We start from the raw sequence: 17,252 nt of genomic DNA, 5'->3' as shown, positions 1-17,252 counted from the left end.
CGAAAAGGGGAGGAGGAATTGATGATGGGTGGTTATGCATGGCTAATACCGCTTTTCCCGCTTGTGTCTTTCGTTTTACTCGTGATGTTTGGCAAGAAATTAAAAGAAGGAAGCAGCTGGATCGGCATTTTGCTCACCTTTCTTTCATTTGCGGGTGCGGTACTTGTATTAATAGAACGGCTATCATCAGAAACTGTAAAGCAGCAATGGGCTTGGCTCCAAATTGGGGATGTGAATATTTCCTTTGGCTTCGAAGTAAATGCATTAAACGCATTAATGCTCTTTATTGTCACACTTGTGAGTTTGCTCGTTCATATGTATTCGAAAGGGTATATGCATGGCGATGAAAGACTCCATATTTTTTATGCATACTTAGGATTATTTACATTTGCGATGCTTGGCCTTGTCATCTCTACTAACTTATTACAGCTTTATATATTCTGGGAGTTAGTAGGACTCGGTTCCTTTTTATTAATTGGGTTTTATTTCTTTAAAGAAGAGGCAAAGGCAGCTGCAAAAAAGGCGTTTATTATGACGCGTATTGGGGATGTCGGTTTGTTTATCGGGATGATTCTATTATTCTGGCAAGTTGGCAGCTTTGATTACGATGTAATCTTTCAGGCCGTACAAACTGGAGAGATTTCGGAGACGATGATTACATTAACGGCGATTTTAATCTTTGTCGGTGCAATGGGGAAGTCAGGTCAGTTTCCACTGCATACGTGGCTTCCAGATGCGATGGAAGGTCCGACGCCAGTATCGGCGCTGATCCACGCAGCGACGATGGTTGCTGCTGGGGTATATTTAGTTGCTACCATGTTCCCGCTTTTCGCAGCGAGCGAAGCAGCGATGCAGACTGTTGCAATTGTTGGCGGTATTACAGCCATCTTTGCAGCATCCATCGGTATTGTACAAACAGACATTAAGCGTGTATTAGCGTATTCCACGGTGAGTCAGCTTGGCTACATGATGCTAGCGCTCGGTTCTGCAGGGTACGTAGCAGGGGTTTTTCATTTAACGACGCACGCTTTCTTCAAGGCATTATTGTTCTTAGCGGCTGGAAGCGTTATTCATGCGGTACATACGCAAAACATCGAAGAAATGGGCGGTTTGTTTAAGAAGATGAAAGTGACCAGCTCATTGTTTTTAATTGGAACGTTTGCGATTAGCGGTGTTCCGTTATTTTCTGGATTTTTTAGTAAGGATGAAATTTTAGCGGCGACGTGGGAACGTGGCAATTACGGTTTATTCGTCCTTGCGGTAATCGCGGCTTTCTTCACTGCCTTTTATATGTTCCGCTTGTTCTTCCTTGTCTTTACGGGAGAGGCGCGCGGGGAGCAGAAACATGTGCATGAGTCTCCAAGTGTAATGACAGTACCGATGATGGTTCTTGGCGTTCTAGCAATTGTGGCTGGTTATGTGAATACACCTTGGTTCGGGACTTTTCTTGGGGATTGGCTTACAAAAGACGCGGCGTTTCAAGTGAGCCAGGCCCATGGCCCGGCCTGGATTATGATTGTGGCAACGCTCGTTTCATTGGCTGGGATTGGTTTAGCATATTTGATATATGGAAAACGTACCATTTCTCGTGATTGGCTTGGCGGGAAGAATACGGCCATGTATAGCTTGCTCAAGGAAAAATATTATATTGATGAACTGTATAGCAAAGCGGTGCTTCCGCTCGTTAACGGAATTGCATATGTTTTATATTTTTTTGAAATGTATATTGTGGAAGGGGCCATGCAGCTTATTAGCGGCATTGTAAAAGGTGTGAGTACGATTGGCTCGAAACTACAAAACGGACAAGTGCAAATGTACGGAACAGTCACAGCAGTTTGCTTAGCCGTACTCGTAGTGATTCTGCTATTGACAGGGGGGTATGGACAATGAATTCCTTTCTATTATCTTTCCTCATTTTCTCCCCACTGTTAGGTATCATACTATTGGCATTTGTACCGGAGAAAGAGGAGAGAGCGGCGAGGATTGTCGGTCTAATGGGAACATTACTTCCGCTTGGATCCACGCTCTTTATCGTGAGTACATATGCATCAGGAAAAAGTTTAGCGATGTTTGCAGAAAAGGTAAAATGGATTCAATTTGGAAACTTTCCAGGTGTAAAGAAAGAATTGTTTACAATTTATTACGAACTCGGCATTGATGGCTTCTCACTTGTTATGATGTTTCTTACGGCATTATTGGCGACATTGGCAGCTATTGCGGCCTTTTCTGTTACAAAGAACGTAAAAGGTTTCTATATGTTGCTGTTTATGCTTGAAGTCGGCATGCTTGGCGTCTTCGCTGCGGAAAACTTGCTACTGTTCTTCGCTTTCTTTGAAATTACACTGCCAGCTATGTTTTTACTTGTTGGGAAATGGGGAAAATTTAGCAGTGAAAAAGCGGCGTACAGCTATTTAATTTATAACGGCATCGGTTCAGCGATTTTACTGATTGCTTTTTCCATTTTATTTGCAAGAGCAGGTACAACAAATATTGCAGAGCTGCAAGCTGTTTTAGCAGGAAAAGAAATGACAACAGTTGGTGAACTGTCTGACTCCTTGCAACTTGGTTTATTTATCGCGATTATGATTGCATTGATGATTAAACTTCCGGTCTTTCCGCTGCACCGCTGGATGGTGAATGTCCACGTTGAGGCGCACCCAGCGGTAGTAATGCTGCATGCGGGTGTTCTCTTAAAGATTGGAGCGTACGGGATTGTTCGCTTTGGAATGGGACTTTTCCCAGAGCAGTTTGAAAGGTTCGCAGTTGTCTTAGGGGTTTTAGGAGTTATTAACTTGCTGTACGGAGCACTCTTAGCGCTTGTTCAAACGGATTTCCGAAAAGTGCTCGCCTATTCCAGTATTTCGCATATGGGAATTGTATTAATCGGTTTAGCCGCGCTGAACACGGCTGGAATGAAGGGGGCATTGTTTCAAGTCGTTTCTCATGGTTTAATTGCGGCGCTGTTATTTTTCTTGCTTGGCATGATCGAGCAGCGCTTTGGTACTTCTGATATTACAAAGCTTGGCGGCTTAGCGAAGCAAGTGCCGGTGCTTAGCGGATTCTTGTTAGCGGGAAGTATGGCTTCGCTCGGACTTCCTGGAATGTCTGGCTTTGTTAGTGAATTTCTCGCATTCCTCGGCTTGTTTCAGGAGCACCGGGTATTAGCGGCGATCTCAGCAATCGGTATTATTTTAACAGCAGTGTACGTACTTCGGGCAGCTATGCAAGTTATATTTGGAAAAAGCGAATGCGAAGTGAAGGACGATATACGCGGATTGGAGTATATCCCAGTGGTGATTTTGCTGGCGTGTATTCTTGTTATCGGTATCCTGCCAGATGTACTGGGTGAACCGCTTCGTGACACATTACAATCGTTAGGAGGTAGATAGAAGGTGGATATGAAAACATTACTAGGCTTATCATGGCATTTAATGACGCCAGAATTCATCCTGCTTGGCGGGGCTATTCTTCTATCGCTTCTGGATTTGTTTGCAAAACAAACGTTTCAGCGCCGGAATTTATCGTACGGAGCAATTGGTGTGGTCATACTCGCACTTGTGGCACTCGTTACATTGTACGGTGCACCAGCTGGAGCGATTTTAGATGGATCATTCCTATTAGATGGATTTTCAAAAGCCTTTAAAACGCTCTTATTGCTCGGCGGCATTCTTGTATTACTTCTTGCGGTGGAAGGCGATGATAAGCAGCCGATTGAAGACTTAGGAGAATATTATTACTTATTTTTAACGGCACTTCTTGGCGCGATGTTTATGGCATCTAGCAGTGATCTTATTACACTGTTCATCGGTCTTGAACTATTGTCATTGTCTTCGTACATTTTAGTCGGTATTCGTAAGAAGAATAAAGCTTCGAATGAAGCAGCAATGAAGTATGTAATAAACGGTGGTATTTCTACAGCAATTACGTTGTTTGGAATGAGCTATTTGTACGGATTGACAGGTTCAACAAATATTTTAGAGATGCAGCGTGTATTCATGCAAGGTGTGAGCGGCGGTATACAACTTTTGTTGTCACTTGCGTTTATCCTGCTTTTTGTCGGTTTGTCTTTTAAGATTGCGACTGTCCCATTTCATATGTGGGCACCTGATGTGTATGAAGGAGCAGCAACGCCTGTTACGGCATTGTTAGGGACCGTATCGAAAATTGCTGGATTTGTAATGATTGTTCGTATTTTCTTAGTCACTTTCGCAGCTATTCCTGTTCAGAACGGAGCAGCATCACTATTTAGCAATATGAGCATCTATATTGCTGTTCTTGCTGGTGTAACGATGATTGTTGGGAATAGCGTAGCCCTAAAGCAGCGCAGTATAAAGCGGATGCTTGCGTATTCAGGAGTGGCACATGCTGGCTATTTACTCGTACCGCTTGTTGCGATGTCGCCATTTCTTATGGATAGTATGTGGTTTTATATGTTTGCTTATGTACTGATGAATATCGGAGCATTTGCAATTATCCATGGAATCATTTTACGAACGGGGCAAGGAAATATATCTGCTTTTGCTGGTTTATATAAACGATCACCATTTGCTGCGATCATGATGACAATTTTTATTTTGTCACTTGCTGGTATTCCTGGGACCGCTGGATTTATCGGGAAAATTAACATCTTTTTAGGGGCCTTCATCGTTCAGCCAGCTCATTACGTGCTAGCGTCGATTATGATGGGAACAACTGTTATCTCATTCGTCTACTATTTTCGCATCTTGCAGCAAATGTTTTTTCGCCGGGCAGAAAGTGAGGAGCGTATCGTTCTTCCGGTTAATTTGAAAATCGTTGTAAGCCTTTGTGCGATTGCAACAGTTGTGCTCGGTATATTACCAGCGAGCGGTTACAATTTCTTTTATAATTATTTTCCGCTTATGAAAGATTTCTTCTTTCTTGGGAATATGGTACAATAGTACAAATTGAAAGTGTAGAGCATAAACTCTGCACTTTTTATTTTGGTAAATTTTCGTTTACTACAGTCTGGTTCATACGGGTAGTTGCCCGTTAGAGCAGGAGGGTCGGTCTGTTATGGCACAAATTTTAGGGCAACAAGCACTCATCGCAATTGTGTCGCATTTACTGTTTATTACCATTACGTGGTGGGCGCTGCAAGGTCTTCACCTAGAACGCTTAATGAAGTCGGGGAAAGTACTGCAAACGAGAGTACTTCTTATTCTTGTAACGATTGCCATCGGCACATCTGTAAGTAATTTTTTTCTTGATTATTTAGGCTATTCAAAGAGTTTAACGTACCTTGTAAAGTAAAAAAGTACAACGTATAGAACCATCCTTCTCCGTCAACAATGGGGACTAGGAGGGGATGAACGTGAAAAAAATGCAAGCCATGATGTTGATTGTCGTGAGTGTGGTTATATTTTTAGCTGGATATAGAGAAATGAAACCTGTGAGCGACCAGGAAAAAATGGAGAGTATGATAGCTGTTTTAGAGAAGAACGGTGCTGATGTTCAGCGTTGGTCTTGGCTAGCAAGGGAAACGAAGACCATTTCGAATATACATACGTTTGAAGAGTTACTAAAGCAACTGAAGGAACGTGCAAATGTAGAAGAATGGGAAATTGAGCAGTCTAAAGATGGCTACAAGGCAACTGCACAAAAAAATTTTTCTTCTTATGAAGAAAGACTAGTAGTTACGTGGACAATGGAAAATACTAAAGAAAACACTTTTATTATATATGAAGTGAGCGGAGCAAAATGGAATCCTAAATATATTGATAAAATGAATCAAATTTTTGATACAAAACCAAAAATTTATACTTGTATTCAAGGTGCGCTCAGTGATAAGATTGAAGGTGTTTTGCAAGATAAAGTAAATGAAGTTTTGAAGGGTTTTTCAGCAAAAGTAATTGAAAAAGTAGAAGAAAGAGCATTTGTGTCAGTCTCCGCATATAATAAAAAATGGAATGACGCTCTTTCAACAAATAAAGAGAAAATCAATGTGCAAATAGCAATACGTTCTACAAACAACAAGAATACAATTGTGGTAGGCACACCGATCATAACTTCTGAGTATTGAATAGATGTGAAAAAAGGACACGGAGGGGAATAAATTGGAAAAGATCATCGTCCGTGGCGGAAAGCGGTTGAACGGCACAGTGCGCGTAGAGGGCGCAAAAAATGCTGTATTACCTATAATCGCTGCAGCCCTATTAGCGAGTGATGGAAAGAATGTACTATCTGAAGTACCAGAATTATCAGATGTATACACAATTAATGAGGTATTACGTCATTTAAATGCTGAAGTCGTATTTGAGAATAACCAAGTAACAATTGATGCTTCAAAGAAATTAAACATTGAAGCACCATTTGAATATGTAAGAAAAATGCGTGCGTCCGTTCAAGTAATGGGGCCACTTTTAGCACGTAATGGTCGCGCTCGTATTGCACTTCCTGGCGGATGTGCAATCGGTTCACGTCCAATTGACCAACATATAAAAGGCTTCGAAGCAATGGGAGCAAAAGTAAAAGTTGGTAACGGATTTGTTGAAGCACATGTAGACGGTAAATTAACAGGTGCGAAAATTTACTTAGATTTCCCAAGCGTAGGGGCAACAGAAAACATTATGTCTGCTGCTGCATTAGCAGAAGGGACAACAGTTCTTGAAAACGCAGCAAAAGAACCAGAAATCGTAGACTTAGCGAACTTCTTAAATGCAATGGGAGCAAAAGTACGCGGTGCTGGAACTGGCACAATTCGTATTGAAGGTGTCGATAAATTATATGGTGCAAACCATTCTATTATTCCTGATCGTGTTGAAGCGGGAACGTTTATGGTTGCAGCAGCAATTACAGGCGGAAACGTCTTAATTGAAAATGCTGTACCAGAACATTTACGTTCTATTACAGCGAAAATGGAAGAAATGGGTGTTACAATTATTGAGGAAAACGAAGGTGTACGTGTTATCGGCCCTGAGAAGTTAAAAGCGGTTGATATTAAAACAATGCCACACCCAGGATTCCCAACAGATATGCAATCTCAAATGATGGCACTATTATTGAAAGCAAACGGCACGGGCATGATTACAGAAACAGTATTCGAAAACCGTTTCATGCATGTGGAAGAGTTCCGTCGTATGAATGCAGATATTAAAATCGAAGGTCGTTCTGTAATTATGAACGGACCAGGTAACCTGCAAGGTGCTGAAGTAGCAGCAACAGATTTACGTGCTGCAGCAGCGTTAATCTTAGCTGGTTTAGTATCTGAAGGTCATACGCGCGTAACAGAATTAAAACATCTTGACCGCGGATATGTAAACTTCCACGGCAAGTTAGCTGCATTAGGTGCAGATATTGAACGTGTAACTGAACAAGTGGAAGAAGTAGTAGAACAACAAGTATCTGATCTTCACGCTTAATAAGGATAGCTTCTATGCAAAGGCATGGAAGCTATTTTTCATGTACTCTTATTGTTATAGTCAAGAAACATAATATTTATGCCTGTTTCATTGAAAATTCTAAAAATTTAAACATGAAATAGATGAAAAAGAACGTGTTCTAAATGCTTGTCTTACTCCATAAGAATGAAATGAGTCTAATTTCATAGTGGAGGAAGATAATGAAAACGACAAAGCCCGTTATCGTCATCATAACGCTGTTAGTAGCGTTAGTGATTATCGTACCAAGCATGCTTGTTTTTCCGTTTGGAAAAGTTAAAGAAGGCAAGAATCATTTACCTTCTGCTCCTAAGTCCGCACAAGACGTACCAGCTCCTTCAAATGCAAAAACTGATGTGCAAGTATCTGTGTATCGCAGTCAGCAAAAAAAGACCGAAACGGTTTCAATTGAAGACTATGTTGCCGGCGTTGTCGCGGCAGAAATGCCAGCAAACTTTGAAATGGAAGCATTAAAAGCACAGGCATTAACCGCGCGTACATTCGTTGTGAAGCGTATGTTAAGCGGACAAAAACTCCAAAATAAAGCGGATGTAACAGATACGGTAGAAAATCAAGTGTACAAAAGTAAAGGGGAGTTAAAAGAACAATGGGGAAAAGAGTATGAAGGTAAAATGAAGCGGATTGAAGAAGCGGTATCAAAAACAGCCGGACAAGTTTTAACGTATGAAGGCAGCCCGATTACAGCGTCATTTTTCTCGACAAGTAATGGCTATACAGAAAATGCCGCAGATTATTGGGGCAGTGACTATCCGTACTTAAAAAGTGTAAATAGTCCTTGGGATCAGCAAGCACCGAAATTTACGAGTGAACAAACTTTTACTGTTGCTGACTTTCAAAAGCGTCTTGGCGTGAAAGTGTTAGCGAACGGGAATGTAGGTAACATTAAAGAACGCACGGAGGGAAAGCGCGTTAGGGAAGTTGAATTTCAAGGAAAGGCATTAACAGGAAGAGATGTAAGGGACAAATTAGGCTTACGTTCCTCTGATTTCACGTGGAAGCAGCAAGGTGATCAAGTTGTTATCACAACGAAAGGCTATGGTCACGGTGTTGGAATGAGCCAATACGGTGCGAACGGAATGGCGAAGGAAGGAAAGGCATATACAGATATTGTTGCGCATTATTATAAAGGCGTGGCAATTTCACCCCTGAATCAGTATGAGGGGAAATTGACGGCGAAGAAATGAAAGCATAGTGCGGTGGCGCTATGCTTTTTTATATATGGATGTTTCGTTTTATCGAACGATCTTTACAGTGTGTCGAACGGTAGCTCTGATACGAATACATTGCCTTAAATAAAGTGAAACTTTAATCAGTGGGGGGTTTTCTTCATCCACCACTGATTATCAGCCCTCACTAATCGGGCGCATGCCAGCAGTTTATCTCCCGCCTAACTTCTTAAGAAAAGCGGAAGCGGCTCGCTCAGAATCGCAGGACGCCCATGCACAGGGCGGAGAGGCGCTTTTTGCCTCGTCCGAGGGGGATGGAGCTTCTGATGTAGAGGTGTTTTTTACCTCGCAGGAAGAAGCGAAGCCACCGAACATTTTAGCCACTGGAACTGGACAATGCTTTCGCTGAATTTTGAGGCGGGAGTATTACTGCCCACGAATAGCGGGATAAATAGAATTGTTGTAATTCTGTGTCAGACTTTGTAGAAAAGATAAGAAAGATTGTTGGTTTTTGCACATGTTTGTCGTGTTATAATACAGTTGTATCTTTAAATATACAATGATAACAGGGGGCATGTAAGATGATGATGGATGTACCACTTCTCATTCCGGCAATGATGGAACGGGCAGAGAAGTACTTTTCCAAAAAGGAAGTTGTCTCGCGTACGGCATCACGAGTTCAAACATTAACATACGGAGAAATTGCAAAGAGGACAAGAAAGCTTGCAAGTGTATTAAGGAAAATGGGAATTGAGACAGGAGATAAAGTAGGAACAATTGCCTGGAATCATCACCGCCATTTAGAAGCATATTTTGCAATTCCAGGAATCGGAGCGGTATTACATACGATTAATTTACGCCTTTCCGCGGAACACATTTCTTACATTATTAACCACGCCGAAGATAAAATTATTTTGGTAGATGAAGATATGGTTCCTGTATTAGAAAGTATTCAACACGAAATTCCTCATGTGAAAGCATTTATCATTATGACAGATGACGATACATTACCCCATACAACGCTATCACCAGCATATCATTATGATCAACTCCTTAAAGAAGGCGATGAAACATTTCAATTTATAACAGATTTAGATGAGAAAGCACCTGCCGGTATGTGCTATACTTCCGCAACGACAGGAAAACCGAAAGGCGTCGTGTACACGCACCGTAGTATTGCACTTCATAGCTATACGCTTGGACTTGTAGACGGAGGGGGCATATCAGAAGCAGATACGTGTATGCCTGTTGTTCCGATGTTCCATGTAAATGCGTGGGGACTTCCATTTGCAAGCACATGGTTCGGCACAAAGCTTGTCTTACCAGGACCGCACTTTACCCCGGAAATTTTAGCTGGGTTAATTGAACGTGAGAAAGTAACGATTACTGCCGGTGTTCCAACCATTTGGATTGGCTTACTGCAAGAGCTTGAAAAGTATCCGTATGATATTAGCAGTGTCCGTACGATATGGTCAGGCGGATCAGCAGCACCAAAAGGTATGGTTCGCACATATGAAGAAAAATATGAAATTGCGTTCAGACAAATCTACGGAATGACGGAAACAAGTCCGGCCGTTGTCATTAATTGTCCGAAATCGTATCAACGTGATTTACCGAAAGAAGAGTATTATGAGTTACGCTCCCGCCAAGGTTATTTACTCCCAGGTCTTGAAATGAAAGTCATCGGTCAAGAAGGTGAAATAAAATGGGACGGTGAAGAAATGGGAGAGCTTTGCCTTCGCGGGCCATGGATTGCTGGCAGCTACTATAATGATGAACGCACTGAAGAATCGATGAAAGATGGCTGGCTGCACACAGGCGATATCGTAACAGTGGACCCGGAAGGTTTTATTAAAATTGCTGATCGCACAAAAGATTTGATTAAAAGCGGCGGCGAATGGATTTCCTCCGTTGATTTAGAAAATGCTTTAATGACACATGAAAAGGTATTAGAAGCATCTGTCGTTGCTGTTCCGCACGAAAAATGGCAAGAGCGCCCTGTCGCATGTGTCGTTTTAAAAGAAGGAGAAATGGTCAATCAAGAAGAGCTCTACGACTTATTAGAAAGCCAATTTCCAAAATGGTGGATGCCAGATGATATTTTATTTGTAGAAGAAATTCCGAAAACATCTGTCGGGAAGTTTTTGAAGCGAGCACTTCGCGATCAGTTGAAGAGTTATATGATGAAGTAAAAAGGTAAAAGCAGGCTACCTCGATGTGAGGTAGCCTATTTCCGTGAAAGGAATAGATGATGTGGTTTTGCAAATCTGTTCCCCTCGCATTACGTATGAATTCGAATCTTCTAATATTAGGAATTTTATCACGGATTTCCATAAAACGTCTGATATAATGGAACAAAAAAACAACATAGGGGTGAGAGGATGGCGTTATTAGAACTGAACCAATTGGCAAAGACGAATGTTTTGCCATCTATTCAGTTAGAAATCGAGAATGGACAGTGTGTTGTGCTGCAATGCAATAATCATATTGGTAAAACGTTGCACCGCATTATTATGGGAGAAGAAGAAGCATCAACGGGGACTGTGTTATTTGATGGACAGCCGCTTGGGAAACATTCTTTTTCTCGAATCGGCTTTTGTTTTTTAGATGATGAGGCGTACGAACGCTTAACGGTAAAAGATTACTTTATTTTTTTGCGAGGATTGTATGGTAATGGATTATCGGTAGATGAAGTTGTCCAGCTTGTGGGTCTTTTAGATAAAAAAGAGGTAAAGATAAAGGAGTTAACCTTTTCTGAAAAACGCCGCCTTCATATTGGAAGGAGTATGATACATAATCCGGATCTTGTTATTTTGGAAGAACCGGAACAAAACGTAGATATTGAGAGTACAATCATTATTCGAAATGTCATTACGAAGTTAAAAGAACAAGGAAAAGCGATTTTTATTACTTCTGCCTTTCTTTCGGATGCTTTATCTTTAACGGAGGACGTGTATGTATTACATCAAGATGGCGTGAAAAAAGTGGAAATTGAGAAAGAAGAACAGGGAGAAGCGGAAGACGAAAAGGTAATCGAAATGATTCCGCAGCTGAAATTAGAACGTATCCCAGCGAAAGTAAACGATAAAATTATTTTATTAGATCCAATGGAAATTCAATTTATTGAAACGCAAAATGGTACTACACATATTCATGTGCGTGACGGTGATTTTACTTGCGCACTTACGTTAAGTGAATTAGAGGAACGACTACAAGGCTTCGGATTTTTCAGGTGTCACCGCTCTTATCTCGTGAATTTACAACGTGTGCGAGAAGTAATTACGTGGACGCGAAATAGTTATAGTTTAATTCTTGATGATGAACGAAAAACATCGATTCCACTGTCAAAAGGAAGAATGGATGAACTGAAAGATGTAATTGGACTGTAAATGTATGCTGCGTTAACCCCAATAATTACTTCACTCGCCTCTTATGGTGTTTCAATGAGCTAAAACTACGCTCCATTCACCGGTAAAAATACTCCTTTTACCGGTATTTTACTGCAAGGCCCCTTTGTTTTTCATATGATTGACTCAAGAAAAACGAAACGAACAAACGAAATTCGCTGAAGTGAGTTTCATCTATAAATGAAAAGCAAAGGGGATGACGTAATGACGTTGGCAATTGAAATGAAAGACGTGATGAAAACATTCGACAGCAAAACAGCGCTTCGCAATGTAAATATTGAAGTGAAACAAGGAGAAATCTTCGGGTTCCTCGGTCCGAGTGGATCTGGAAAAACAACAACTGTAAAAATCTTAACGGCTCAGTTACTTCATAGTGTAGGAACGGTAAAAGTGCTAGGACATGATATTACAGGACCAGGAAGCATTGATTATAAACGAATTGGTATTTTAACAGATAACAGCGGCCTATATGAAAGACTTAGCATTTATGATAACTTACTATTATTTTGTGACTTATACGACTGTCCAAAAGAACGAATTGATGAAGTGTTAGCACAAGTGAACTTATTAGACGATAAAAAAACACAAGTGAAAAAGCTGTCAAAAGGAATGAAGCAGCGTGTAACGCTAGCAAGGGCGATTCTTCACAAGCCGGATATTCTCTTTTTAGATGAACCAACATCAGCGCTTGATCCAGTGAATGTACAAAACATTCATAATATCTTAAGAGATTTAAATAAAGAAGGAACGACAATCTTCTTAACAACGCACAATATGGATGAGGCAGAAACACTTTGTGACCGCATTGCGTTCTTATGCGGCGGGGGAATTGTTGCACTTGATACGCCAGAAAATCTCCGTTTACAATATGCAAAAGACAAAATTGAAGTTGTGTTAAAAGATAAGAAAAAAGAAACAGTGCAAAAAGATGAATTAGGGGCAAAACGTATTTCAGAATGGATGAAAAAAGGTGAATTACTATCGATTCATTCTTATGAGCCGACGCTCGGGGATATTTTTATTGAAGTAACTGGGAGGGGATTATGATGACATTTTCTATGAAGAGGTTTTCGGCGATTGTAAGGAAAGAAATATATGATGCGGGGAAGAATTCACAAGTTTTACTTATGGCGCTGCTGCCAATTATACTCGCTCTTTTCTATAGTAATATAGGTTCGGATAAAGAATTTTTAGCTGGTTTTACGATTGCAATGACGCTTACAATGGTAGGATGTTATGTGCAAGCTATTATTATTGCTGAAGAAAAAGAAAAGCATACATTACGTGTATTGATGTTATCACCGGCAAATCCATTGGAAGTTATTTTAGGGAAAAGTATATTAACGATATTATTCGTCATAGCTGCAAGCTTTGTTAGTTTATTAATTTTAGGAACCTTAAAAGGAAACATTGGAATGTTAGTTGTAATTCTTCTGTTAGGTACATTGTTATGTATTATATTAGGTACAATTGTTGGATTATTATCACAAAATATTGCGCAGACATCCATTATAGGTCTACCGGTCTTCTTATTGTTTATGATGGGACCGATGTTACAAGGGTTTGTGAAAAATGAAATTGTAATAAAAACGGTTAGGTTTCTTCCGACAAACCATATTACAGAGGCTCTCAATAAAGCGTTACACGGAAAGGGCTTCTCTGCCATTCAAGAGCATTTAATTAATAACGCCATTTGGATGGCGGCACTGATGATAATTTGTTTCTTCGTCTACAAAAAGAAACAACTAGACTAAAAACTGAGCCAAAACGCTCAGTTTTTTCTTTTTTTTTATCATTTCCTCGGAAATTTTGTAATTCTAATACATATTTTTACAAATTTTGTCGAAAAGTAATTCGTTATAGATTGTATAGGATGCGTGAATCTTGTTCAAAATGATTGCTGAGGTGATGATAGAATGAGAGAGAGGGAAAACAAGAAGTCTTCTCGAAAAGTAGTGCATTTGTTTCAAAAACGTTGGGTATTCCCGACACTATACATTGTGTGTGCAGCGGTCATTTTAACAGTTGCATTATGGTATCAGGCAACGAATACGAAAAAGATGCCTGAGAAAAATGAAGCAACGCAGCAAAGTCAAAGTGAAAATCCAACAATGCCAGTAATCAAATCTTCAGAAGTCGTGAAGATGCCAACTGCAAATGGCACAGAAGTTGTTGTAAAGAAGAAGTTTTACGAAGATAAGGCAGCAGCTGAGGAGCAAGAACAAGCACTCGTTTTTTATAACAACACATACTCTGCGAATACAGGAATTGATATTGCAGCGAAAAATGGTAAAGAGTTTGATGTAACAGCAGCATTAAGCGGAACAGTTACAAAAGCGGAAAAAGATCCACTTCTTGGCTATGTTGTAACAGTTGACAGTGGCAATGGTATTACAACGTTTTACCAAAGCTTAGGAAATGCGAAAGTGGAAAAAGGCGCAAAAATTAATCAAGGTGAAGTGTTAGGGAAAGCAGGGCTAAGCGAAGTGAATAAAGAAGCAGGCTATCATGTTCATTTCGAAGTTCGTAAAGATAATGTTGCTGTAAACCCAGAGCGTTACTTTGACAAATCTGTTGCGGATATTAAAGTTGAAAAGCAAGAAAAGAAAAAAGAAGAGAAATCAACAAGCGGCGCAGCTGATGATAAGAAAAAAGAAGAGAAATCAACAAGTGGTTCAGCTGATGATAAGAAAAAAGAAGAGAAATCAACAAGCGGTTCAGCTGATGATAAGAAAAAAGAAGAGAAATCAACAAGTGGTTCAGCTGATGACAAGAAAAAAGAAGAGAAATCAACAAGTGGTTCAGCTGATGACAAGAAAAAAGAAGAGAAATCAACAAGCGGTTCAGCTGACGATAAGAAAAAAGAAGAGAAATCAACAAATAGCTCAGCAGAGAACGAAGATACATCTTCTTCTGAGCAAACAGAGTAATATACAAAACCATCAACTCTTTATACGAGAATTGATGGTTTTATTTTTATATAAAAATAAAATGTATTTCTAAAAACCTTGCAATAGCAAGGAAATTGGACAGAATTCTCGAATATATATAACTAAAGGGAGGGGATTGTTTTGTCGTTATTGTTCGTTGTGTCGATTGCATTTATTTTATTATTTGTTTTATTTTCCTTATATTATTTAATTACAAGCAAGAAAGAAGTCCCCCGTCAAAGCCTTTTGGAAGAAGAATTTGATCGAGAAGAATGACGCTTTTTAGAAGGCGTCATTTTTTGTTGTCTGTGTACAAAAAGGAAAATATTCATTTTTCACCGATTTCTCAAAAAAAAATGTAATTTTTGTCACTGTAGTCCGCAAAAATGGAGAACTTGTAGCATATAAATACAATGCGGGCAATACAATGGTATAAACCAAAGCAAAGAGAGTGTTTGAGGTGAGAAATCGTGAATCATTTCATTATAAATCCTAAAAAGTGTAACGCTTACAAACAGCACTCGAACTTACAGCTTAGTCATATGCAGCGAGTCTCATTTCACCCTTCTCACATCCAATTTAGGGAGGCGAGTGGTGTGCACGATTACATCAAAGAGAGAACAATCAAGATTGGCAAGTATATCGTGGAGACAAGAAAAACAGTTCGTGTTATTGCGAAGGAGTTTGGTGTGTCAAAAAGTACTGTGCATAAAGACTTAACAGAACGCTTACCAGAAATTAATCCAGAGCTCGCAAATGAAGTGAAAGAAATTCTTGATTACCATAAGTCAATTCGTCACCTTCGGGGCGGCGAAGCAACGAAGCAAAAGTATCAAAAAGAGGATACAGAAAAAATCGTGCGTCAATAATCTGACACTTAGCAAACATTCTTAAAAAAGAAAACTTTTTTTACTATAATTCATTTCTTCAATATTACGTTTCAGAAAAGAATATGATAAAATTAGGAATTAGGTGAGAAAGAATTCGGGTTTAACCTGATTTAGATATTGAGGAGGAAAATACAGGAATGTTTGCGAGAGATATCGGAATTGACCTTGGCACGGCCAACGTATTAATTCATGTAAAAGGTAAAGGAATTGTATTAAATGAACCATCTGTTGTGGCAATTGACCGCAATACAGGAAAAGTATTAGCGGTAGGTGAAGAAGCAAGACGTATGGTAGGGCGTACACCTGGAAACATTGTAGCGATTCGTCCACTTAAAGATGGTGTAATTGCTGACTTCGAAATTACAGAAGCAATGTTAAAACATTTCATCAACAAGCTTGACGTAAAAGGCTTTTTATCAAAACCTCGCATTTTAATTTGCTGTCCAACAAACATCACATCTGTAGAACAAAAAGCAATTCGTGAAGCTGCTGAGAGATCTGGTGGTAAGAAAGTATACTTAGAAGAAGAACCAAAAGTAGCTGCTGTTGGTGCTGGTATGGAAATCTTCCAACCAAGTGGAAATATGGTTGTAGATATTGGTGGAGGTACAACGGATATCGCAGTACTTTCTATGGGCGATATCGTTACCTCCTCTTCCATTAAAATGGCGGGCGATAAGTTTGATATGGAGATCTTAAACTATATTAAACGTAAGTATAAGCTATTAATTGGGGAGCGTACAGCAGAAGATATTAAAATTAAAGTGGGTACAGTGTTCCCAGGTGCACGTAGTGAAGAGCTTGAAATTCGCGGTCGTGACATGGTAACAGGTTTGCCTCGCACAATTACAGTATGCTCTGAAGAAATTACAGAGGCATTGAAAGAAAATGCAGCTGTTATTGTACAAGCTGCAAAAGGTGTATTAGAACGTACACCACCTGAATTATCTGCTGATATTATTGACCGTGGCGTTATTTTAACAGGCGGCGGTGCATTATTACACGGTATTGACATGCTTCTTGCAGAAGAGCTAAAAGTACCTGTATTAATTGCGGAAAATCCAATGCACTGCGTAGCGGTTGGAACAGGAATTATGTTAGAGAATATTGATAAATTACCACGTCGCGCGTTGCGATAAGGGAAAAAGCATAAAATGCAAAAAGCCGAAAGAAAACATTTTTCTTTCGGCTTTTTGCGTAGTTATAGAAGATAAATAGATGGAAACGGTGAAGAAAATTGGTCTGTTGATGAGTAGGATACATGAATGCACCATTTGACAGTGCTAAAAAATAAAAAGGTATTTCTGATATATCGTTAAAAAAATATATATACATATCCCCATCTATTTTAAAAATATTAAAATTTTAAGAAAAAACAGAGAAAAGTAAAGAAAAAAAGAGAAAAGTCGTCTTGAATTGAAAAAAATGCAGAATTTTGTCG

The 17,252-nt window shown here is 39.7% G+C and carries 15 protein-coding genes; all 15 read left to right on the top strand.

Features of this window, described 5'->3' with window-relative positions; translation table 11 throughout:
• The first annotated feature begins 24 nt into the window (after positions 1 to 24).
• Positions 25 to 1,890, top strand: a complete 1,866-nt coding sequence (gene nuoL / locus MR076_RS01455) for an NADH-quinone oxidoreductase subunit L (protein ID WP_242217017.1) — start codon at positions 25 to 27, stop codon at positions 1,888 to 1,890.
• On the top strand, positions 1,887 to 3,389 hold the full coding sequence (locus MR076_RS01450; protein ID WP_242216900.1) for an NADH-quinone oxidoreductase subunit M: 1,503 nt from the start codon (positions 1,887 to 1,889) through the stop codon (positions 3,387 to 3,389). Before nuoL ends, MR076_RS01450 begins: the two co-directional genes overlap by 4 nt.
• Positions 3,390 to 3,398: 9 nt before the next feature.
• On the top strand, positions 3,399 to 4,919 hold the full coding sequence (nuoN, locus tag MR076_RS01445) for an NADH-quinone oxidoreductase subunit NuoN (protein WP_242217015.1): 1,521 nt from the start codon (positions 3,399 to 3,401) through the stop codon (positions 4,917 to 4,919).
• A gap of 115 nt (positions 4,920 to 5,034) precedes the next feature.
• The gene (locus MR076_RS01440; RefSeq protein WP_242216899.1) at positions 5,035 to 5,271 is read left to right on the top strand and encodes a DUF1146 family protein; all 237 of its coding nucleotides are present in this window, start codon (positions 5,035 to 5,037) and stop codon (positions 5,269 to 5,271) included.
• A 70-nt stretch (positions 5,272 to 5,341) separates the two neighbouring features.
• Positions 5,342 to 6,040: a YwmB family TATA-box binding protein gene (locus MR076_RS01435; protein ID WP_242217014.1), complete on the top strand. Its 699-nt coding sequence runs from the start codon at positions 5,342 to 5,344 to the stop codon at positions 6,038 to 6,040.
• A gap of 34 nt (positions 6,041 to 6,074) precedes the next feature.
• On the top strand, positions 6,075 to 7,379 hold the full coding sequence (murA, locus tag MR076_RS01430; RefSeq protein WP_242216898.1) for a UDP-N-acetylglucosamine 1-carboxyvinyltransferase: 1,305 nt from the start codon (positions 6,075 to 6,077) through the stop codon (positions 7,377 to 7,379).
• A gap of 200 nt (positions 7,380 to 7,579) precedes the next feature.
• Positions 7,580 to 8,602, top strand: coding sequence for a stage II sporulation protein D (gene spoIID / locus MR076_RS01425; RefSeq protein ID WP_242216897.1), 1,023 nt, complete (start codon positions 7,580 to 7,582; stop codon positions 8,600 to 8,602).
• A gap of 563 nt (positions 8,603 to 9,165) precedes the next feature.
• On the top strand, positions 9,166 to 10,776 hold the full coding sequence (locus tag MR076_RS01420) for a long-chain fatty acid--CoA ligase (protein WP_242216896.1): 1,611 nt from the start codon (positions 9,166 to 9,168) through the stop codon (positions 10,774 to 10,776).
• Between the two features lie 189 nt (positions 10,777 to 10,965).
• Positions 10,966 to 11,973, top strand: a complete 1,008-nt coding sequence (locus MR076_RS01415) for a LytTR family transcriptional regulator DNA-binding domain-containing protein (RefSeq protein WP_242216895.1) — start codon at positions 10,966 to 10,968, stop codon at positions 11,971 to 11,973.
• 222 nt (positions 11,974 to 12,195) lie between these two features.
• A complete protein-coding gene (locus MR076_RS01410; protein WP_242216894.1) occupies positions 12,196 to 13,038 on the top strand; it encodes an ABC transporter ATP-binding protein in 843 nt (280 codons plus the stop codon).
• The gene (locus tag MR076_RS01405; protein ID WP_242216893.1) at positions 13,038 to 13,745 is read left to right on the top strand and encodes an ABC transporter permease; all 708 of its coding nucleotides are present in this window, start codon (positions 13,038 to 13,040) and stop codon (positions 13,743 to 13,745) included. Before MR076_RS01410 ends, MR076_RS01405 begins: the two co-directional genes overlap by 1 nt.
• A gap of 162 nt (positions 13,746 to 13,907) precedes the next feature.
• On the top strand, positions 13,908 to 14,921 hold the full coding sequence (locus MR076_RS01400; RefSeq protein ID WP_242216891.1) for a stage II sporulation protein SpoIIQ: 1,014 nt from the start codon (positions 13,908 to 13,910) through the stop codon (positions 14,919 to 14,921).
• 141 nt (positions 14,922 to 15,062) lie between these two features.
• Positions 15,063 to 15,197 carry an ABC transporter ATP-binding protein gene (locus MR076_RS01395; RefSeq protein ID WP_242216889.1) on the top strand — a complete coding sequence of 45 codons (135 nt, stop codon included), beginning with the start codon at positions 15,063 to 15,065 and terminating at the stop codon, positions 15,195 to 15,197.
• A 320-nt stretch (positions 15,198 to 15,517) separates the two neighbouring features.
• The gene (gene spoIIID, locus MR076_RS01390) at positions 15,518 to 15,790 is read left to right on the top strand and encodes a sporulation transcriptional regulator SpoIIID (protein WP_020061467.1); all 273 of its coding nucleotides are present in this window, start codon (positions 15,518 to 15,520) and stop codon (positions 15,788 to 15,790) included.
• Between the two features lie 158 nt (positions 15,791 to 15,948).
• Positions 15,949 to 16,950 carry a rod shape-determining protein gene (mreB, locus tag MR076_RS01385; RefSeq protein WP_242216887.1) on the top strand — a complete coding sequence of 334 codons (1,002 nt, stop codon included), beginning with the start codon at positions 15,949 to 15,951 and terminating at the stop codon, positions 16,948 to 16,950.
• Positions 16,951 to 17,252: the final 302 nt, after the last annotated feature.

Source organism: Bacillus cereus group sp. BfR-BA-01380, from assembly GCF_022663535.1.
Classification (GTDB): Bacteria; Bacillota; Bacilli; order Bacillales; family Bacillaceae_G; genus Bacillus_A; species Bacillus_A cereus_BB.
This window is presented reverse-complemented; position numbering and strand designations above follow the sequence as displayed.